Raw genomic sequence first — 20,211 nt, 5'->3', positions numbered from 1 at the left:
GTGTCACGCTGTGGCATGAGTCGCGTCACCCCCCTGCGTGAGGCGGCGTCGGCCCTTGGGAAGCCCATGACAAAGCGCTGCAGCTGCCTTGGAGCGAACGCACTCCGCGGCGTGGCGGTGAGGAACGGATTTGATGGTCACTCCGACGTTCGATATCGGCGAGAGCAGACGCCTCAGTGCTGAACGGTCCGCCCGCGGCGATGGTGAGTGTCTCCGGTATCGACTAGACGTGGTGGCTGCAAGCGCCGTCGACGTCGTGCACTCGGCCGGCGGGTGGCTCTACGACCGGGTGATGGCGGGCTGGGAGGTGACCGTGCTGCTGCCGGGCGGCTGCGACACCCGCCCGCTGCGCATCCTCGGGGTGGCGGTGGTGGACACCGAATCGGACAACGTCGCGACCGCGATGGGCTCGACGAGTCACACGCTGGCCGTCAGCGCCGAGGCGTTCACCGCGGACGCCCGGGTGCGTGACAAGGTACTCACGTCGCTCGACGACCGGCTGACCGAGGTCGCGCTGTGGGGTGACGGATGGCCGTTGGGCGTGAACCGCGGGATGACCCGGGCCCAGCACGTGCTGTCCGCCGCGGCGCGCAAGTTCAAGGGTTACGCCCTTGCGGCAGCGGGGATCCCGTCCGCGCTCGTCGAACCGACCGAGGCACTGCTGTGTGAGGCGAGTTATCCGCGCGTCGATTCAGAGCTGGTCCGGCTCGACTGATGAAGAAGTATTACAGCCACACCCTGCTCTACCTGCACGAGACGATTTCGCTGGGATCAGGGTCAAGCGACCGCTTCACCGAGGTTTTCACCGATACCTATCAGCCGACGATGGACGCGCTGGGCGCCCGGCTGTTCGCGATGTGGGAATCCACGCCGTACAACGGTCACTGGCCGCAGGTCACCGTCATCTGGGAGATCGACGGGTTCTCCGACTACGCGAAGATCGGGGCCGCCCGGGCCCGCGGCGGTAGCCATGAGGCCGCGGCCGGCAAGTGGTCGGCGTTCCTGTCCGAGATCGGCGCCTCGGGGGAGGGGCGGATCATGTACCCCGGGCCGAGCAATAAAACCCTGGCCCAGCTGCGCGAGGCCAAATTCAGCGCGCCACTGGTGATTCAGGAGATCATGCAAACCAAGCCGGGGCGCCAAGACGACTACATCCGCGAATTGGAACGTCTCTACGTCCCGTGGTCGGAGCGCACCGGCAAGCGCTGGCTGGGATCGTTCACCACCACGTTCCGGTTCAACGAGGTCATCCACTACTGGGCGCTGGACGGCGGCTGGGAATGCTTCGCCAATCACTACCCCTCGTGGAAGGACAGCCCGCCCGCTGAGATCGTCACCTGGATGAGCGTGGCACCGGCACTGCGCGACGGCTGGGAAGACTCGATTCTGCAGGCCCTACCGCCCTCTCCGCTGCAGTGACCGCCCCCACCTCCGACTTCGCGTACGACCCCTTCGACGCGGACGTCATGGCAAACCCGTTGCCGTACTACCGAACTCTGCGCGATCACCACCCGGTCTACTACATGCCGCAATGGGATACCTACGCGCTGTCCCGCTTCGAGGACATTTGGCAGGTTCTCGAAGTCAACGACGGCACCTTCGTTGCGTCGGAAGGAACCCTGCCACCGGCGACCGTGTTGGCCAAGCACAACAGTGGACCGGTCGAGGATCCGCCGTTGCATCCCTTGCCATTTCACGCCGTGTTCGACACCGATCTGTACGGCGAGATCCGTCGCTCCCACTCGGCGCCGTTGCGGCCGCGGTCGGTCGCCGGGCTGGAGGCCAGGATCCGCGAGCTGGCCAACGAGCGCCTCGACCTGCTGCTGCCGCAGGGTTCCTTCGATCTGACCCAGGACTACGGCGGCATCGTGGCTGCCTCGATGGTGTGCGACTTGCTGGGAATATCAACCGAACTCGCGCCGCAGGTGTTGGCCGCGGTCAATGCCGGAAGCCTCGCGGCACCCGGCGAGGGCGTCGACACCGCGCAGGCTCGCCCCAACTACCTCGAATACCTGATCCCCGTGGTGCAGCGGCGCCGGGCCGGCCAATCTGGCGCCCCGCTTCCGGTGGTCGACGGACTGCTGGGTTACCGGCTACCCGACGGCAGCGCGCTCGACGACGTCGAAACGGCCACGCAGATGCTGTGCATCTTCATCGGCGGCACCGAAACCGTGCCCAAAATCGCCGCGCACGGGCTGTGGGAGCTCAGCCGGCGGCCCGACCAGCTTGCCGCCGTGCGTGCCGATCCGGCCAACACCGTGCCGGTGGCCCGTGAGGAGATGCTGCGGTACTGCGCGCCCGCGCAGTGGTTCGCCCGAACGGCGCGGCGGCCCTTCACGATCCATGGCCAGACCATCGAGGCGGGCCAGCGGGTGATCACGCTGCTCGCTTCGGCCAATCGCGACGAACGCGAGTACCCCGATCCCGACGACTTCATCTGGGACCGGCCTATCGCCCGGTCCCTGGTCTTCGGCCGCGGCCAGCACTTCTGCATCGGCTATCACCTGGCCAGGCTGGAAGTGGCTGTGCTCGTTCAGGAATGGCTGCGCCGGGTGCCCGACTTCGAGATCAAGGGCCAAGACGCGACCCGCCTGCCGTCCAGCTTCCAGTGGGGATGGAACCAGATCCCGGTGGAGGTCTGACGTGTGGTCCTACCGGATCATCGCCCCGTATGAGTTCGAGCGCACGTCGATCGTCGAGAAGAAGCCGGACGACCTGGCCGACGGACAGGTGCTGCTGCGGTTCCTGGCCGCCGGGGTGTGCGGCAGCGACCTGCCGGGTTTCCGGGGCGCCAAGGGCAGACTTGCCGGCGACGACGGACCGAGCGCGGCCGAGAAGGACGGCTTCCCGATCCACGAGGTGGCCGGTGAGGTGATTGCCAGCCGGCATCCCGAACACCGGATCGGCGATCGCGTGGTGGGCTGGGCCTCCGGATTCGACGGCCTGATGGAGCGGGTCATCAGTGACGGCAACGGCCTTGCGCCCTACGACCCGGGGCTGACCGCGGCGCAGGCCGTCGGGCTGCAGCCGCTGGCATGCGTCCTGTACGCCTGCGAGCAGTTGCCGGACCTGGCGGGCAAGCACGTCGCGATCATCGGCCAGGGCTCGATCGGGCTGCTGTTCTCCTACGTCGCCAAGGCGGCCGGGGCCCGTCGCGTCACCGGTGTGGACCCCATCGACCGGCGAAGCCTCGCAACGATATTCGGTGTCGACGAGGTGGTGCGGGCGACCAGCGACCGCTGGGTCAGCCGGCTGGCCCCGACCGACCGCGCGGACGTCGTCATCGAGGCCGTCGGTCATCAGGTCGCCACCCTGGGCCATGCCATCGAAGCCACCGCCCCCGGCGGCACCGTCTTCTACTTCGGCGTCGCCGACGACGAGGCCTACCCGATTAGCATGCGTCTCATGCTGCGCAACAATCTGACCCTGAAATCGGGTGTGACGCTTGACCGGCGGCGGGTGCTCGAGCTCGCCGGCAAATTCGCCGCCGAACATCCCGAGCTGCTCGGCTGCTATCTCACGCACACCTTCGGGGTGCAAGACGTGCAGGGTGCATTCGACCTGGCGTGCCGGCCGGTCCCCGAGCGCGTCAAGATCGCGATCGCGCAGTGAGCATTTTCCACGACGCGCCGGCCAAGACCACGCCGATCTGGGGCGGGTGGGTCACCGGCCCGACGCTGATCGGGCCGGAGGAATTCGCCCGGGCCGGATACGACTACGTGGGATTCGACGCCCAGCACGGCTATCTCGACGACGCCGACATCGCCGGCATACTGCGGCGCCTCGAGCTTGTACCCATCGCGACCGCGGTGCGGTTGCCCAACGCCGACCCCGCCCCGATCGGGCGGGTGGCCGACGCCGGTGCCGATGCCGTGTTGATCGCGATGATCGAGTCGGCCGACCAGGCCGCCGCGGCCGTGGCGGCCACCCGCTACCCACCGGCGGGCGTCCGCAGCTTCGGCCCGCTGCGCGCCAGCCTGGGGCTCGACCCCGCCGCCCACGAGGCGTGGGTGAGCGTGTTCGCAATGATCGAAACCGCTGCGGCGCTGGCGAATCTGGCTGACATCTGTGCGGTCGACGGGCTGGCCGGCATCTACATCGGGCCGGCCGATTTGGCCATCTCGATGGGTCACCCCGCGGTCGGATCGACCCGGCAGCCCGAAGTGCTCGACGCGATCGTGCGGATCCACCGCGTCGCGACCGAAGCCGGACTGGTCACCGGGATTCACGCCAGCGAGGGCAAAACCGGTCACGCCATGGCGCAGCTCGGCTTTCGGATGATCACCCTGGCCGCCGAATCGGCGGCGCTGCGACGCGGGGCGATCGAGCATCTGCGCGAAGCGACCGGACAGTGACCGACGAGCGCACCGCGATCCGCGAACTGATCGCCGCCTACGCACTCGCCCTGGATGGGGGCGACGTCGACGCGTGTGTGCAGCTGTTCACCGACGACGCGGAATTCCTGGTCTACGGACGGTCTTTCGCCGGACACGAAGGGATCGCCAAGATGTTCTGGGATGCACCCCGCGGACTACACCTGACCGGGGTGTCGCGAATCGACGTCGGCCCTGACGAAGCTGACACCGCGACCGCCCGCACACAGGTCCTGTTCGTCAGGGCCGGCGATCTGCACCTGCGGCCCGCGCTGTACGACGACCAGCTCGTCCGCCGCGGCGGCCAATGGCGTTTCCGGCAGCGCAGATGCCAATTCGTCACCAGCCACGGCCTGTCCGATAGCCCCGAGGTTCCGTCGTCATGAGCGTCGCACTCGTCACCGGCGCGGCGGGCGGACAGGGCTGGGCGATCGCGAAAAAGCTTCGCGCAGAGGGGTATTCCGTTGCTGCCTGTGACCGGCGCGCCAAGGCCGTCGCCGCCGCGGTCGCCGAATTGGGCGACGACGAGGTGATCGCGATCGAACTCGACGTGACCAGCGAGCTGCAGTGGGAGACCGCCGTCGCAACGACGGTGGACCGGTTCGGGCGGCTGACCACATTGGTCAACAACGCGGGGGTGCTGCATCGTGCCGCGCTGGGCGACGAGACGGCCGCGGATTTCGAAAACGCCTGGCGGGTCAACTGTCTGGGCGCGTTCCTGGGCATGCGAGCCGCACTAGGCCGGCTGCGGGAGGCCGAACACGCAGCGATCGTGAACATTTGCAGTACCGGAGCCATCCGCCCCTTCCCGGCGCACTGCGCATACGGTTCGTCGAAGTGGGCGCTACGCGGACTGACCCAAACGGCGGCGGCCGAACTCGCGCCGTCCGGTATTCGGGTCAATGCGGTGTTCCCCGGGCCGATCGCCACCTCGATGCTCGATGATGCCACCCAGGCTCGGCTGACGGGGACGGCGTCGTTCGGCCGGCTGGGGCAGCCCACCGAAATCGCCGACGCGGTCGCCTTTCTGGTATCGCAGGAGGCGTCGTTCATCACCGGTTCGGAACTGGTCGTCGATGGTGGGCAATGCCTACAGATTCGATGAAGACAACATTGTCGGTCGGCATCATCGGTGCCGGGCCGGGCGGGCTGGCATTGGGAATCCTGTTGGCTCGCGCGGGATTCCACGATTTCACGATCTTCGATCGCGAAGACGACGTGGGCGGCACCTGGCGGATCAACACCTATCCGGGCCTGGCCTGCGACGTCAAGTCGCACCTGTATTCGTTCTCCTTCGACCTGAACCCGCATTGGTCGCGGCTATGGTCCGGCCAGCCCGAGATCCTCGCCTATTTCGAACGCTGCGCCGACAAATACGGACTGCGGCCGCACCTGAGGCTGCGCACCGAAATTCATTCGGCGACTTGGGAAGAAGACGCCCAGCAATGGTGCCTTACCACCGGTAGCGGCGAAGAACACCGCTTCGACGTCGTGGTCTCCGCCGTCGGTTTGTTCACCCGGCCGCTTTTCCCGGAGCTCGTCGAGCAGGAGCCGTTCACCGGAACCGTGATGCACTCGTCGCAATGGGACCATCAGATAGACCTCGCGGGTGCGCGGGTGGCGGTGTTGGGCACCGGATCGACGGCGTCGCAGCTGCTGCCCGAACTCGCGAAGGTAGCGGGCCAGGTCTATTCGGTACAGCGCTCGCCGACCTGGATTCTGCCCAAGCCGGATCGGCACTACACCCGACGGGAGCGTTGGGTCTTCGCTCATCTGCCGTTCGCCAAAAAGCTGTACCGGACCCGGCTGTGGCTGCGCAGCGAATCCAACATCTCGGTGATCGAGCACGGCAGCGAAAAGACGCAGGACTTCACCGCGATTGCCCTTGACCTGCTTGAAAAGACGGTCGCCGACCAGGAATTGCGACAGCGGCTGACTCCCGATCACCCGATGGGCTGTAAGCGGCTGGTGTTCTCCTCGGACTACCTGCCAACGCTGACCCGGCCCAATGTCGAGGTGGTGTCCAGTCCGGCGCGCTACCTCAAGGCCCGGTCCTTCGTCACCGAAGACGGCACCGAGCGCGACGTCGACGTGGTGGTGTGCGCCACCGGCTACGCCGCCGCCGACTATCTCGGGCAGCTGGATGTCCGCGGCGAAGGCGGCACCACACTGCGCGAGGTCTGGAGTGAGGGGGCGCATGCGTATCTCGGCATGGCCGTCCCCGGGTTCCCGAACTTCTTCATGCTGTACGGGCCCAACACGAATGTCGGCTCCAACAGCGTGATCTTCATGTTAGAGGCTCAGGCGCGCTACATCGTGCGGGCGTTGAAGTACATGCGGCGCAGGGGCAAGACGTACGTGGCGGTGCGACCGTCCGCGCTGGCGCGGTTCATCGCCAAGATCGACCAGTGGATGGTCGGCACCGTGTGGACGACCCAGTGCAGCAACTACTTTCGGGCCGCAAACGGGCGAGTGGTCACGCAGTGGCCGCGCAGCGCGCGCAGCTTCTGGGAGATGACCCGCAGGTTCACGCCCGGCGACTTCATGTTCTCCAGCCACCCACGCAGACCGGTGCCCGCCGGCCACGGGGCCCTTCGCGCGCCGGAGGAACGATGACGCAATTGGACGGCGCGCAACGTCTGCACCCGGTGCTGCGCGCGGTCGCGGCCACTCGAACGGTCCTCTCCCCGGAGGCAATTCAGTTGATGCGCGGACCGTTCGACCAGCGCCGCCGCGACGCCGCGGCAATCACCGAGTTGCCGGGTGTGCAGATCACCAGCGACACCGTCGGTAACGTGCCGGTCCGCATCTATCGCGGCGGGCCGTCACCGGCACCGGTCGTCGTCTATTGCCACGCGGGTGGATTCGCGCTGGGCAACCTCGACACCGATCACCGGCAGTGCGCCGAACTCGCCCGGCGTGGCCGCTGCACGGTGGTGTCGGTCGACTACCGGCTGGCCCCGGAGCACCCCTACCCGGCCGCGCTCGACGACGCGATCGCAGTGCTCAATTGGGTAGCCGGCAACGCGGCGGAACTGGATGTCGACACCGCCCGGCTGGCGATCGCGGGCAGCAGTGCCGGGGCTACCCTGGCCGCATCCCTGGTGCAGCGTTGCGCCGATGGATCGTTGCCGCCCGTCATGTTCCAGCTTTTGCACCAGCCGGTGCTCGACGACCGCGCTACCGCGTCGAAAGCGGAGTTTCGCACCAGCCCGGCGTTCGACGGTGAGGCGGCCGAACTGATGTGGCGCTACTATCTGGGCGGCCGGCCCGCATCGCCGGATATCGTTCCGGCGCGACGCAACGAATTGCACGGTTTACCACCAACTTTGATCACCTGCGCGGAGATCGACCCGTTTCGCGACGAAGCGATCGACTACGGGCTGCGGCTCTTGCGCGCCGGGGTGTCCACCGAATTGCACGTGTTCGCGCGCACCTGCCACGGCTTCGATTCGCTGCTGCCCGACTGGTCGGAGTCCGAGCGGCTGTTCACGCTGCAGGGTCAGGCGCTGCAGCGCGTCTGGTACGCGATCTGAGCCCGCGCCCGGCTCGAGATGCCGGCGCAGGACCTTTGCCCCTACCGGTTAGCGTGGCGAGTCGCGAACAATGACCCGTTATGAGGATCACCGGCTTGGAGGTCGTGCCCTTCGAGACCTTTGTCGACCGAATCTCGTTCGGCCAGTTGACTACCGATTACCGTGTGGTGCAGACGGTGACGAAGGTACTCACCGACGAGGGAGTCGAGGGTTACTACTTCGGGGGTCATTTCCATGGAGACTCCGATGGGCTGTTGCCCGGGGACCGGGCGCTGATAACTCACTTTTTGAGTCCCCTTCTGGCCGGCCAGGACCCATTCGACCGGGCGGAGATCTGGCGGCAACTGTGGGCCGCGAAGCTGCCGGAGAACGTTTGCAGCGTCATCGATCTGGCCCTTTGGGATTTGGCGGGCCGAGTCACCGGGCTGCCCGTGCGCAAGCTGCTGGGCGGCGCTCGCGACCGCGTCAAGGCCTATGCGAGCAGTTTCAACAATCTGGGCAGTCCTGACGAGTACGCGGCTCACGCCGTCGATTGCCAGCGTCAGGGTTATCGTGCCTACAAGATCCACCCGTATCACTATTGGAATCCCGCGACCCGCCAACCCGCGCTGCCGCGGCCGTCGTATGTGGACTGGGATCTCCAGGTGTGCCGCGAGGTTCGGTCGGCGGTCGGAGACGAGATGGTGCTCATGTTCGATCCGTGGGGCACCTACCAGACGTACGAAGATGCCCTGCTGGTTGGGCGCGAACTGGAACGGCTGGGTTTCTATTGGTATGAGCACCCGATGCCCGAGTACCGGGTCGAGTCATATGTGAAACTGGCTGCCGCGCTTGATATCCCGATCTGCTCGCCCGAGATCGCCGAGGGCGGTGTCTATACCCGAGCGGACTGGATCTTGCGTGGTGCGTCCGACATCACTCGCATCGATGTCTTGCGCGGAGGCATTACCGGAGTGATGAAATTGGCCGCAATGGCCGAGTCCGTCGGCATGCGCTGCGAGCTACACATGAGCGGCTTCGGGAACCTGCAAGTCCTGGGTGCCACGAGCGACGACGTGTGCGAATACTACGAGCGCGGCCTACTCGGGCCCGGGGTTCGCTACGACACCACGCCGCCCTATCTCGAAGCTCCGTGCGACCCACTGCGCTCGGACGGATTGGTCGACCTACCGTCGGCACCTGGGCTCGGTTACCAGATCCGTTGGGATTACCTCGAAAACCACCGCCTTGCCGACACAGCGGCCGAACCCGTCGCACCCCTGCATCCCAGATAGCGGCTGCAGGTCGCGCGCCGAGGCGGATGAGACCGCGCCCAGCGCCTGAAACATGTTGGAATACAAGCATGGCTATGATTCCGCCGGCACCAGAGGGTCTCACCAGCAGCGACTTCCCGGTGCTGTGGCCGGTGGGCACCCGGTGGGCCGACAACGACATGTTCGGTCACCTCAACAACGCGGTCTATTACCAATTGTTCGACACCGCGATCAACGCCTGGATTACGATCGGCACCGGGCTTGACCCGACCACGATGCCGGCGTTGGGCGTCGTCGCCGAGTCGGGCTGCCTTTACTTCTCCGAACTGCAATTCCCGCAAAGTCTCGACGTGGGTCTCGCCGTGACACGGCTGGGCCGCAGCAGCGTCACCTACCGGCTCGGCGTGTTCGAGTCAAGAGAGGGTGAACAGACGCGGCCGGTCACCGCGCTGGGGCATTGGGTGCACGTTTACGTCGACCGCACCAGCCGCAAACCCACCCCGATTCCCGATCCCATCCGGGCCCTGCTGTCGACGGCCTGCGTCGAGGCTTAACCGAGATAGCGCCAGGCGCTAGGGCTTTCGCGTGCCCGGCTATGCTTCGGCAATGCCCGTTTTGAGCAAAACTGTCGAGGTCGGCACCAACGCCGCCGCCATCATGGCCATCGTCGCGGATTTCGAGCGGTACCCGGAGTGGAGCGACGGGGCCAAGGGCTGCTGGGTGCTGGCGCGCTACGACGACGGACGGCCCAGTCAGATTCGCCTGGACGCCGCCTATCAAGGCTTCGAGGGTGTGTTCATTCAGGCCATCTACTATCCCGGACCGAACCAGATTCAGACCGTGCTGCAGCAGGGCGAGCTGTTCAAGAAACAGGAGCAGTTGTTCAGCGTGGTGGAAACCGGCGCCTCGAGCCTGCTGACCGTCGACATCGACGTCGAACCGTCCATGCCGGTGCCCGCGCCGATGGTGAAGATGATGCTGAACAACGTGCTCGATCACCTCGCGGAGAACCTCAAGAAGCGCGCCGAGCAGCTGGCCGCCGGCTAGGGCGTGGGTCAGGGGACGAATCCCCGCCGACCTCGAATCAGCCGAAGATCCCGGCCCCGTCCAGCATTTGGGTCAGTCGCTGCGCCGCGTCGGTGAATTGCCAGACCGTGTGCTCGATCACCGCGGGCGTATCGCGACGGCGCAGCGCGCCGATCAGCTGCCGGTGATTGTCGACCGCGGCGACACCCCACTGTGGATCGCCGGCGTACACCAGCACCGGCATATAACGCGCGGCGTTGAGCAGGAACCAGGCCAGCTTGATTCGCCCGCTGGCCTGGTTGAAGACCCGGTGGAATGAGAACTCGATGCCTGCGATGGTCTCGGGATCGCTGGAGCCGACGGCCGCGGACAGCGAATTGTTGATCCGCTCCAGCTCGTCGATCTCGGCCTCGGTGATGTGTGAGGTGGCCGCGGCGGCCAGTTCCCTGGCGATGGTGGCCTGAAGCCAGAAAATGTCGTCGATGTCCTGACGGGTCAGCGGCAGCACGACGTGACCGCGGTGCGGCTCCAGCTGCACCATGCCCTCACCGCGCAGCTTCAGCAGAGCCTCGCGCACCGGCGTCACGCTGACCCCGAGTTCGGCCGCCGTCTCGTCGAGGCGTATGAAGGTGCCCGGGCGCAATGTCCCCGACATGATCGCTGCCCGCAGGTGGCCCGCGACCTCGTCCGACAGCTGCGCCCGGCGCAGCTGCCGCCGCCTGCCGTGGGTTCGCGTAGATAGAGGTACGTTCACGTCGGTGGCCAGGCTTTCGGGGGGCGTTTTCAGGGCGTTTTCAGAGCGTATCGGGGCTTGTCATCAGGGCGGCAAGGCCATAGTGTGACCCACACAACACTATGTTTTATCAAATATCAACCTGTCGCAAGCGGTGCGCGAGTGAAGGGAAGGTATTAGTTGACCGCGCAACTTGCTAGCCACGAGGCACAAGCGTCGCAGCCGTCACACCCGACCGTGCAGCCGTATCTTGCCCGTCGGCAGAACTGGGTCAACCAGCTCGAGCGGCACGCACTAATGCAGCCGCAGGCCGTCGCGCTGCGATTCGCCGGTCGCACTCTGACGTGGGCTGACCTGCAGCGACGGGTCAGCGCGCTAGCTGGAGCACTGCGCCGCCGCGGGGTCGGCGCCGGGGACCGGGTGATGATCCTGATGCTCAACCGCACCGAGTTCATCGAGGCGATGCTGGCCACCAACATGCTCGGCGGGATCGCGGTTCCGCTGAACTTCCGGCTCACCCCGTCCGAGATCGCGTTCCTGGTCGAGGACTGCGAGGCGCGGGTGATGGTCACCGAAGCGGTGCTGGCTCCGGTGGCCACCGGCGTGCGCGACATTGCGCCCCTGCTCGCCACCGTCGTCGTGGCCGGTGGCTCGACCGACGACAACGTGCTGGGCTACGAAGACCTGATCGACGAGCCCGGGGACGCGCCCGAGCCGGTGGATGTCCCGAACGACTCGCCGGCGCTGATCATGTACACCTCGGGCACCACCGGTCGCCCCAAGGGCGCGGTGCTCACCCACACCAACCTGACCGGGCAGACGATGACCGGGCTTTACACCAACGGCGCGGACATCAATAACGATGTCGGCTTCGTCGGTGTCCCGCTGTTCCACATCGCCGGCGTCGGCAACCTGCTTTGCGGGCTGCTGCTGGGCCTGCCGACCGTCATCTATCCCCTCGGGGCGTTCGACCCGGGTCAGCTGCTCGATGTGCTCGCGGCCGAGAAGGTCACCGGCATCTTCCTGGTTCCCGCGCAATGGCAGGCCGTGTGCGCCGAGCAGCAGGCCCGCCCTCGCGACCTGAAGCTGCGGATCATGTCGTGGGGAGCCGCCCCCGCTCCGGACGCGCTGCTACGGGAGATGTCGGCGACGTTCCCCGGCACCCAGATCCTCGCCGCATTCGGCCAGACCGAGATGTCTCCCGTCACCTGCATGCTGCTCGGCGAGGACGCGATCCGTAAGCGCGGATCGGTCGGCAAGGTGATCCCGACGGTCGCCGCCCGCGTCGTCGACGAGAACATGAACGATGTGCCGATCGGTGAAGTCGGCGAAATCGTCTATCGGGCACCGACATTGATGAGCGGCTACTGGAACAACCCGGAGGCCACCGCGGAGGCGTTCGCGGGCGGCTGGTTCCACTCCGGCGACCTCGTCCGGATGGACGAGGAGGGCTACGTCTGGGTCGTGGACCGCAAGAAGGACATGATCATCTCCGGCGGCGAGAACATCTACTGCGCCGAAGTGGAGAACGTGCTGGCCGGCCACCCCGGCATCGTCGAGGTCGCGGTCATCGGCCGGGTCCACGAGAAATGGGGCGAGGTACCGATCGCGGTCGCGGCGATCACCGTCGACAGCCTCAGGCTCGAGGATCTGGACGAATTCCTGACCGAGCGCCTCGCCCGTTACAAGCACCCCAAGGCACTCGAAATCGTCGACGCGTTACCCCGCAATCCGGCCGGCAAGGTCCTCAAGACTGAGTTACGGGTTCGCTACGGCACTGTCGGCATATCTCAAAACCAGGCTACTTCAAGGGATTTCACGCCGAGAGAGGATAGCTGACAGAAACTGTAACGTTTGCCCGTTGTTGACGAAGGGTTAATTGTGCGGATGCGGTTCACACCTGCTTGGCCATCGGGTACATTCCTGTGGTCTCCGTTACTACTTGCCAGTAGGGAGTCGGTGATCACACATGTGGGTCCGGGGCAAGGTGGGGGCGTGCGAGACGATTCGCTGCGCCGTGGGGCGCGTGGCGCCGGCATGAGGGGGCAGCGGTGACTTCGACGTCTGCGGGCGGACGGGGCCCCTACCTGGTCGGCTACCTGCGCGACCAGCTGGAGACGCCGCTGACCCTGATCGGCGGGTTCTTCCGGATGTGTGTCCTGACCGGCCGCGCGTTGTTCCGCCGGCCCTTCCAGTGGCGCGAGTTCATCCTGCAGTGCTGGTTCATCATGCGGGTCGCTTTTCTGCCGACCGTATTCGTCTCGATCCCGCTGACCGTGCTGCTGATCTTCACGCTCAACGTGCTGCTGGCCCAGTTCGGTGCCGCCGACCTGTCCGGCGCCGGCGCGGCGATCGGTGCGGTCACCCAGCTCGGTCCGCTGACCACGGTGCTGGTGGTCGCCGGCGCCGGATCGACCGCGATCTGCGCCGACCTGGGCGCGCGCACCATCCGCGAGGAAATCGACGCGATGGAGGTGCTCGGCATCGACCCGATCCACCGCCTGGTGGTGCCCCGGGTGATCGCCGCGACCCTGGTCGCCACGCTGCTCAACGGCCTGGTCATCACCGTCGGCCTGGTGGGCGGCTACCTGTTCGGGGTGTACCTGCAGAACGTCTCCGGTGGTGCCTACCTGGCCACCCTGACCACGATCACCGGCCTGCCCGAGGTCGTCATCGCGACCCTCAAGGCCGCGATCTTCGGCCTGATCGCCGGCTTGGTCGGCTGCTACCGCGGCCTGACCGTGCGCGGCGGTTCGAAGGGCCTGGGGACTGCCGTCAACGAAACCGTGGTGCTCTGCGTCGTCGCGCTGTACGCGGTGAACGTGGTGCTGACCACGATCGGCGTGCGATTCGGAACGGGACACTGAAAGGGCGGATGACATGACAAACGTCGCCGTACTGCGAGCCCGGTTCCCGCGGGCAGCCGAAAACCTGAACCGCTACGGCGGTGCCGCCGGTCGCGGGCTCGACGACATCGGCCAGATGGCCTGGTTCGGGATGACCTGCATCGCGCACGTGCCGCACGCGCTGCGCAACTACCGCAAGGAGACGCTGCGGCTGATCGCCCAGATCGGCATGGGCACCGGGGCGATGGCCGTCGTCGGTGGCACGGTCGCCATCGTCGGCTTCGTCACGCTCTCCGGTAGCTCGCTGGTCGCCATCCAGGGTTTCGCGTCGCTGGGCAACATCGGCGTCGAGGCTTTCACCGGCTTCTTCGCCGCACTGATCAACGTGCGCATTGCCGCTCCGGTCGTCACCGGCATCGCGATGGCCGCCACCGTCGGCGCGGGCGCCACCGCAGAACTCGGCGCCATGCGCATCAGCGAGGAGATCGACGCCCTGGAAGTGATGGGCATCAAGTCGATCTCGTTCCTGGCCACCACACGGTTCATGGCCGGACTGGTCGTGATCATCCCGATCTACGCGCTGGCGATGATCATGTGCTTCCTGTCACCGCAGATCACCACGACGGTGCTCTACGGGCAGTCCAACGGAACCTACGACCACTACTTCCGGACGTTCCTGCGCCCCGACGACGTGTTCTGGTCGTTCCTGGAGGCCATCATCATCACCGCGGTCGTGATGATCACGCACTGCTTCTACGGCTACAACGCCGGCGGCGGGCCCGTCGGCGTCGGCGAGGCCGTTGGTCGCTCGATGCGGTTCTCCCTGGTCTCGGTGCAGGTTGTGGTGTTGTCCGCCGCGTTGGCGCTGTACGGCGTCAACCCGAACTTTGCGCTCACGGTGTAGCGCCATGACCCGACCCGGAAAGGCGAACGCGGCGCGGACCCCGCCTTACAAATTGGCGGGCATCGGCCTGCTGGTCATCGGCGTGCTCATCTTCGTGTTGGTCTACGGGCAGTTCCGCGGCGACTTCACCCCCAAGGCCAAGCTGACGATGCTGGCATCGCGGGCGGGTCTGGTCATGGACCCGGGTTCCAAGGTCACCTACAACGGCGTCGAGATCGGCCGGGTGTCCACCATCTCCGAGATCGTCCGCGACGGTAAGCCGGCGGCCAAGTTCACCCTGGACGTCTACCCGCGTTACCTGAATCTGATCCCGGCCAACGTGAACGCCGACATCAAGGCCACCACGGTGTTCGGCGGCAAGTACGTGTCGCTCACAACGCCGCAGAACCCGTCGACGCAACGGCTCAACGCGTCGTCGGTGATCGACGCGAGGTCGGTGACGACGGAAATCAACACGTTGTTCCAGACCGTCACCTCCATCGCGGAAAAGGTGGATCCGGTCAAGCTGAACCTGACGCTGAGCGCGGCGGCGCAATCGCTGGCCGGGCTGGGCGACAAGTTCGGGCAGTCGATCGTCAACGGCAACGCGGTCCTCGACGACGTCAACCCGCAGATGCCGCAGATCCGCCACGACATCCAGCAGCTGGCCGGCCTCGGCGACACCTACGCCAACGCCTCGCCGGACCTGTTCGACTTCCTCAACAACGCGGTCATCACCTCACGCACGATCAACCAGCAGCAGAAGGACCTGGACCGGGCGCTGCTGTCGGCCGCCGGGTTCGGCAACACCGGCGCTGAAATCTTCGAGAAGGGCGGCCCGTACCTGGCGCGCGGCGCCGCCGACCTGGTGCCGACGGCGCAGCTGCTGGACACCTACAGTCCGGCGATCTTCTGCACGCTGCGCAACTACCACGACATCGAGCCCAAGGCAGCCTCGTTCCTCGCCGGCAACGGGTACTCCCTGAACGCCCACACCGAGGCGCTGTCCGGCCTGGGGCTCCTCGCCAACCCCGTGTCCGCGGTGGCCACGATCGCGAGCCTGGTCGGCGGCCTCGCCGGGGTGGTTGGTGGGGCGCCGAACCCCTACATCTATCCCGAGAACCTGCCGCGGGTGAACGCCCGCGGTGGTCCGGGCGGTGCGCCGGGTTGCTGGCAGCACATCACGCATGACCTCTGGCCCGCTCCCGAGTTGGTGATGGACTCCGGCAACAGCATCGCGCCGTACAACCACCTCGACACCGGTTCGCCCTACGCAATCGAATACGTGTGGGGCCGTCAGGTAGGGGATAACACGATCAACCCATGAAAATCACCGGTACTGTCATCCGACTCGGCATCTTCTCCCTGGTGCTGCTGCTTTTTACTGTGATGATCGTCGTGGTGTTCGGTCAGATGCGGTTTGACCGCACCAACGCCTACACCGCGGAGTTCAGCAACATCAGCGGGCTGCGGCAGGGCCAATTCGTCCGCGCCTCCGGGGTGGAGATCGGCAAGGTCGACTCGCTGCAGCTGATCGACAGCGGCAAGCGCGTACGGGTGAAGTTCAACGTGGACCGCTCGGTTCCGCTGTATCAGTCGACGACGGCGCAGATCCGCTACCTGGATCTGATCGGTAACCGGTATCTGGAGCTCAAGCGCGGCGAGGGTGAAGGCGCGGACAAGGTGCTGCCGCCGGGTGGCTTCATCCCGCTGTCGCGTACCGCGCCGGCTCTGGACCTCGACGCGCTGATCGGTGGTTTCAAGCCGCTGTTCCGGGCGCTGGATCCGGAGAAGGTCAACACCATCGCGAGCGCGCTCGTCACGGTGTTCCAGGGTCAGGGCGGCACGATCAACGACATCCTGGACAACACCGCGCAGCTGACGAACCAGATCGGCGAGCGTGACCAGGCCATCGGCGAGGTGATCAAGAACCTGAACGTGGTGCTGGACACGACCGTCCGGCACCGCCAGCAATTCGACCAGACCATCAACAACCTCGAGGTGCTGATCACCGGGCTCAAGGACCACGGCGATCAGCTGGCCGGCGGGACCGCGCACATCAGCAACGCGGCGGGCACCGTGGCCGATCTGCTGGGTGAGGACCGCGCGCTGCTGCACAAGTCCATCAACTACCTGGACGGGATTCAGCAGCCGCTGATCGACCAGCAAGACCAGCTGCAGGACTACCTCAAGAAGGTGCCGAGCGCGCTGAACATGATCGGGCGCGCCATCGGGTCCTACGGAGACTTCGTGAACTTCTACGCCTGCGACATCACGTTGAAGATCAACGGTCTGCAGGGTGGTGGTCCGGTCCGTACGGTCCGGCTCTTCCAGCAGCCGACGGGTAGGTGCACGCCGCAATGAGAACGCTGGAACCCCCGAACCGGTTTCGGATCGGCCTGATGGGCATCGTCGTCACGCTGCTCGTGATCGGCGTCGGGCAGAGCTTCACCAGTGTCCCGATCCTGATGGCCAGGCCCGCGTACTACGGGCAGTTCACCGACTCCGGCGGGATCAATGTCGGCGACAAGGTGCGCATCGCCGGCATGGACGTCGGCAAGATCGAGGCCCTCAAGATCGACGGCGACCACATCGTGATGAAGTTCTCGATCGGCACCAACACCATCGGCACCGAGAGCCGGCTGGCGATCCGCACCGACACCATCCTCGGTAAGAAGGTCATGGAGATCGAGGCGCGGGGCAACCAGCAGCTAAAGCCCGGCGCCACGCTGCCGCTGGGGCAGAGCACCACGCCGTATCAGATCTACGACGCGTTCTTCGACGTCACCAAGGCCGCCTCCGGCTGGAACATCGATACGGTCAAAGAGTCGCTGCACGTGCTGTCGCAGACCATCGACCAGACCTATCCGCACCTGAGCGCCGCGCTCGAGGGCGTCTCGAAGTTCTCTGACACGGTCGGCAAGCGTGACGCCGAGGTCAAGCACCTCCTTGCCCAGGCGAACCAGGTGGCCAGCGTGCTGGGCGACCGCAGTGAGCAGGTCGACCGCCTGCTCGTCAACGCCAAGACCCTGCTGGCCGCGTTCAACGAGCGCGGGCAGGCCATCAACGCCCTGCTGGGCAACATCGCCGCGTTCTCCGAACAGGTCAAGGGCCTGATCAACGACAACCCGAACCTCAACCACGTGCTCGAGCAGTTGCGCACGATCAGCCAGATCCTGGTCGAGCGCAAGGACGACGTGGCAGCGGGTCTGACCGAGGTCGGCCACTTCTTGCCGTCCTTGAATGAGGCCATCGCGTCGGGACCGTTCTTCAAGGTGGTCCTGCACAACCTGGCGCTCTACCAGATCATCCAGCCGTGGGTGGACGCCGCATTCAAGAAGCGCGGCATCGACCCGGAGAACTTCTGGCGCAGCGCCGGTCTGCCGGAATACCGCTGGCCCGACCCCAACGGCACCCGGTTCCCCAACGGTGCGCCGCCACCGGCACCGCCGGTGCTGGAGGGCACGCCGGAACACCCCGGACCGGCCATCCCGCCCGGATCGCCGTGCTCGTACACGCCGGCCAACCCCGGCGGCAACGTCACCGTCGGCGACGAGGGTCTGCCGCGGCCGTGGAACCCGCTGCCCTGTGCGGGTGCGGCGGTCGGCCCGTTCGGCGGGCCGGGCTTCCCCGCACCGGTCGACGTCGCGGTGTCGCCGCCGAACCCGGACGGTCTGCCGCCCACGCCCGGCATCAATATCGCGGGGCGCCCGGGTGACCCGCCCCCGAACGTTCCGGGCACGCCGGTGCCGTTGCCGACCCAGGCTCCGCCGGGTGCGCGCACCGAGAACCTGGGACCGGCCGGCCCGGTGCCGCCGCCGTCGACCTTCGCTCCGGGTCTGCCGCCGGGTCCCCCGGCCCCGCCCGGACCGGGGAACCAGTTGCCGGCGCCGTTCATCAACCCGGGCGGCTCGGGCGGTAGTGGTGTCACGGGAGGTAGCCAGAATTGAGCACCATCTTTGACGTCCGCAACATCCGGCTACCGAAGTTCTCCCGGACGACGGCCATCATCGGAGCGCTGGTCATCGTCGTCGCGCTGGTCGTCGGCTATGTCGGCTACCGGCTGTTCGAGAAGCTGACGAACAACACCGTCGTCGCGTACTTCCCGGCGGCGAACGCCCTCTACAAGGGGGACAAGGTCCAGATCATGGGCCTGCGGGTCGGCTCGATCGACAGCATCGAGCCGGTCGGCGACAAGATGAAGGTGACCTTCCACTACGAGAACAAGTACAAGGTCCCGGCCAACGCCTCGGCGGTGATCCTCAACCCCACCCTGGTGGCGTCGCGCGCGATCCAGCTGGAGCCGCCCTACAAGGGCGGACCGGTGCTGGGCGACAACGCGGTGATCCCCGAAGAGCGCACCCAGGTGCCGGTGGAGTGGGACGAACTGCGCAACAGCATCACCAACATCATCTCGAAGCTGGGTCCGACCAAGGAGCAGCCGACGGGTCCGTTCGGTGAGGTCATTTCGTCGTTCGCCGACGGCCTGGACGGCAAGAGCAAGCAGATCAACACCGCGCTCAACAGCTTGTCGTCGGCGTTGAACGCGTTGAACGAGGGCCGCGGCGACTTCTTCGCCGTGGTGCGCAGCCTGGCGCTGTTCGTCAACGCCCTGCACCAGGACGACGCCCAGTTCGTCGCACTGAACCAGAACCTGGCGGATGTCACCGGCCGGCTGGCGAGCGATGACGGCGCCTTGAACAATGCGCTCCAGCAGTTCGACAGCCTGCTCTCGACGGTCCGGCCGTGGCTGGACAAGAACCGCGAGGTGTTGACCACCGACATCAACAACCTGGAAACCGCGACGAACACGCTGCTGCAACCCGATCCGCTGAACGGGCTGGAGACCGCGCTGCACGTGCTGCCGACGGCCGCGGCCAACATCAACCAGATCTATCACCCGTCGCACGGGTCGGTGGTCGCGATTCCGGCGATCACGAACTTCGCGAACCCGATGCAGTTCATCTGCAGCTCGATCCAGGCCGGCAGCCGGCTCGGTTACCAGGAATCCGCCGAGCTGTGCGCGCAGTACCTGGCGCCGATCCTCGACGCGATCAAGTTCAACTACCTGCCGTTCGGGTTGAACCTGTTCAGTACCGCCGAGACGTTGCCCAAGCAGGTCGCTTATTCCGAAGATCGGCTGCATCCGCCGAACGGCTATAAGGACACCACCGTCCCGGGCATCTGGGTGCCGGATACGCCGACCTCGCACCGCAACACCCAGCAAGGCTGGATCGTGGCGCCGGGTATGCAAGGCCAGCAGGTCGGGCCGATCACCGCGGGCCTGATGACGCCGGAATCGCTTGAGGAGCTGATGGGCGGTCCCAATATCGAACCCGTTCAGTCGAACCTGCAGACACCGCCGGGCCCGCCGAACGCCTACGACGAGAACCCGATCCTGCCGCCCATCGGGCTGCGGGCTCCGACGCCGATCCAGCCGCCGGCGCCGGGACCGGGAGTCATTCCGGGACCGGTGGCTCCGACGCCCGCGCCGGTCGGTATCACCGCACCCAACGCCGGTGGTCCGCCGGCCGCCGCTGACTTCGGGGGTGGGCAGTGAG

20 protein-coding genes are annotated in these 20,211 nt (G+C 66.4%); 19 read left to right on the top strand and 1 reads right to left on the bottom strand.

What is annotated here, in order from left to right; all coding sequences use genetic code 11:
• The first annotated feature begins 133 nt into the window (after positions 1-133).
• The 12 genes from SKC41_RS05800 (at position 134) to SKC41_RS05745 (ending at position 10,209) form a co-directional block, all read left to right on the top strand.
• Positions 134-715: a hypothetical protein gene (locus SKC41_RS05800; RefSeq protein WP_330976748.1), complete on the top strand. Its 582-nt coding sequence runs from the start codon at positions 134-136 to the stop codon at positions 713-715.
• Positions 715-1,419: an NIPSNAP family protein gene (locus SKC41_RS05795; protein WP_330976747.1), complete on the top strand. Its 705-nt coding sequence runs from the start codon at positions 715-717 to the stop codon at positions 1,417-1,419. Before SKC41_RS05800 ends, SKC41_RS05795 begins: the two co-directional genes overlap by 1 nt.
• A 47-nt stretch (positions 1,420-1,466) precedes the next feature.
• A complete protein-coding gene (locus tag SKC41_RS05790; protein ID WP_330978765.1) occupies positions 1,467-2,642 on the top strand; it encodes a cytochrome P450 in 1,176 nt (391 codons plus the stop codon).
• Between the two features lies 1 nt (position 2,643).
• Positions 2,644-3,612, top strand: a complete 969-nt coding sequence (locus tag SKC41_RS05785) for a zinc-binding dehydrogenase (RefSeq protein ID WP_330976746.1) — start codon at positions 2,644-2,646, stop codon at positions 3,610-3,612.
• Complete coding sequence (locus tag SKC41_RS05780; RefSeq protein WP_330976745.1) at positions 3,609-4,355, top strand: HpcH/HpaI aldolase family protein; 747 nt, start codon at positions 3,609-3,611, stop codon at positions 4,353-4,355. The genes SKC41_RS05785 and SKC41_RS05780 overlap by 4 nt, the downstream gene beginning before the upstream one ends.
• A complete protein-coding gene (locus SKC41_RS05775; RefSeq protein ID WP_330976744.1) occupies positions 4,352-4,759 on the top strand; it encodes a nuclear transport factor 2 family protein in 408 nt (135 codons plus the stop codon). Before SKC41_RS05780 ends, SKC41_RS05775 begins: the two co-directional genes overlap by 4 nt.
• The gene (locus tag SKC41_RS05770; RefSeq protein WP_330976743.1) at positions 4,756-5,478 is read left to right on the top strand and encodes an SDR family NAD(P)-dependent oxidoreductase; all 723 of its coding nucleotides are present in this window, start codon (positions 4,756-4,758) and stop codon (positions 5,476-5,478) included. The genes SKC41_RS05775 and SKC41_RS05770 overlap by 4 nt, the downstream gene beginning before the upstream one ends.
• Positions 5,460-6,989 carry a flavin-containing monooxygenase gene (locus tag SKC41_RS05765; RefSeq protein WP_330976742.1) on the top strand — a complete coding sequence of 510 codons (1,530 nt, stop codon included), beginning with the start codon at positions 5,460-5,462 and terminating at the stop codon, positions 6,987-6,989. The genes SKC41_RS05770 and SKC41_RS05765 overlap by 19 nt, the downstream gene beginning before the upstream one ends.
• Complete coding sequence (locus SKC41_RS05760) at positions 6,986-7,909, top strand: alpha/beta hydrolase (protein WP_330976741.1); 924 nt, start codon at positions 6,986-6,988, stop codon at positions 7,907-7,909. The genes SKC41_RS05765 and SKC41_RS05760 overlap by 4 nt, the downstream gene beginning before the upstream one ends.
• 80 nt (positions 7,910-7,989) lie before the next feature.
• Entirely contained in the window at positions 7,990-9,183 is a 1,194-nt protein-coding gene (locus SKC41_RS05755; RefSeq protein WP_330976740.1) for an enolase C-terminal domain-like protein, read from the top strand.
• A gap of 74 nt (positions 9,184-9,257) precedes the next feature.
• The gene (locus SKC41_RS05750; protein ID WP_442931667.1) at positions 9,258-9,716 is read left to right on the top strand and encodes an acyl-CoA thioesterase; all 459 of its coding nucleotides are present in this window, start codon (positions 9,258-9,260) and stop codon (positions 9,714-9,716) included.
• A gap of 52 nt (positions 9,717-9,768) precedes the next feature.
• Positions 9,769-10,209 carry an SRPBCC family protein gene (locus SKC41_RS05745; protein WP_330976738.1) on the top strand — a complete coding sequence of 147 codons (441 nt, stop codon included), beginning with the start codon at positions 9,769-9,771 and terminating at the stop codon, positions 10,207-10,209.
• 37 nt (positions 10,210-10,246) lie between these two features.
• Here SKC41_RS05745 and SKC41_RS05740 read toward each other — a convergent pair whose 3' ends face one another.
• Entirely contained in the window at positions 10,247-10,942 is a 696-nt protein-coding gene (locus SKC41_RS05740) for a GntR family transcriptional regulator (RefSeq protein ID WP_330976737.1), read from the bottom strand.
• 159 nt (positions 10,943-11,101) lie between these two features.
• Between SKC41_RS05740 and fadD5 the strand changes: the two genes are divergently transcribed.
• From fadD5 to SKC41_RS05705, 7 genes are all read left to right on the top strand, one after another.
• A complete protein-coding gene (gene fadD5, locus SKC41_RS05735) occupies positions 11,102-12,760 on the top strand; it encodes a fatty-acid--CoA ligase FadD5 (protein ID WP_330976736.1) in 1,659 nt (552 codons plus the stop codon).
• A 212-nt stretch (positions 12,761-12,972) separates the two neighbouring features.
• Positions 12,973-13,788 (top strand): MlaE family ABC transporter permease, encoded by an 816-nt coding sequence (locus SKC41_RS05730; RefSeq protein ID WP_442931565.1) that lies wholly within the window; start codon positions 12,973-12,975, stop codon positions 13,786-13,788.
• A 13-nt stretch (positions 13,789-13,801) separates the two neighbouring features.
• Positions 13,802-14,671, top strand: a complete 870-nt coding sequence (locus tag SKC41_RS05725; RefSeq protein ID WP_330976735.1) for an MlaE family ABC transporter permease — start codon at positions 13,802-13,804, stop codon at positions 14,669-14,671.
• A gap of 4 nt (positions 14,672-14,675) precedes the next feature.
• A complete protein-coding gene (locus tag SKC41_RS05720; RefSeq protein WP_330976734.1) occupies positions 14,676-15,977 on the top strand; it encodes an MCE family protein in 1,302 nt (433 codons plus the stop codon).
• Positions 15,974-17,014 carry a virulence factor Mce family protein gene (locus SKC41_RS05715; protein ID WP_330976733.1) on the top strand — a complete coding sequence of 347 codons (1,041 nt, stop codon included), beginning with the start codon at positions 15,974-15,976 and terminating at the stop codon, positions 17,012-17,014. The genes SKC41_RS05720 and SKC41_RS05715 overlap by 4 nt, the downstream gene beginning before the upstream one ends.
• Entirely contained in the window at positions 17,011-18,600 is a 1,590-nt protein-coding gene (locus SKC41_RS05710) for a virulence factor Mce family protein (protein ID WP_330976732.1), read from the top strand. Before SKC41_RS05715 ends, SKC41_RS05710 begins: the two co-directional genes overlap by 4 nt.
• Positions 18,597-20,210, top strand: coding sequence for a virulence factor Mce family protein (locus SKC41_RS05705; RefSeq protein ID WP_330976731.1), 1,614 nt, complete (start codon positions 18,597-18,599; stop codon positions 20,208-20,210). Before SKC41_RS05710 ends, SKC41_RS05705 begins: the two co-directional genes overlap by 4 nt.
• The last annotated feature ends 1 nt before the right edge of the window (position 20,211 follow it).

Source organism: Mycobacterium sp. 050128 (assembly GCF_036409155.1).
In the GTDB taxonomy this organism is placed as follows: domain Bacteria; phylum Actinomycetota; class Actinomycetes; order Mycobacteriales; family Mycobacteriaceae; genus Mycobacterium.
This window is presented reverse-complemented; position numbering and strand designations above follow the sequence as displayed.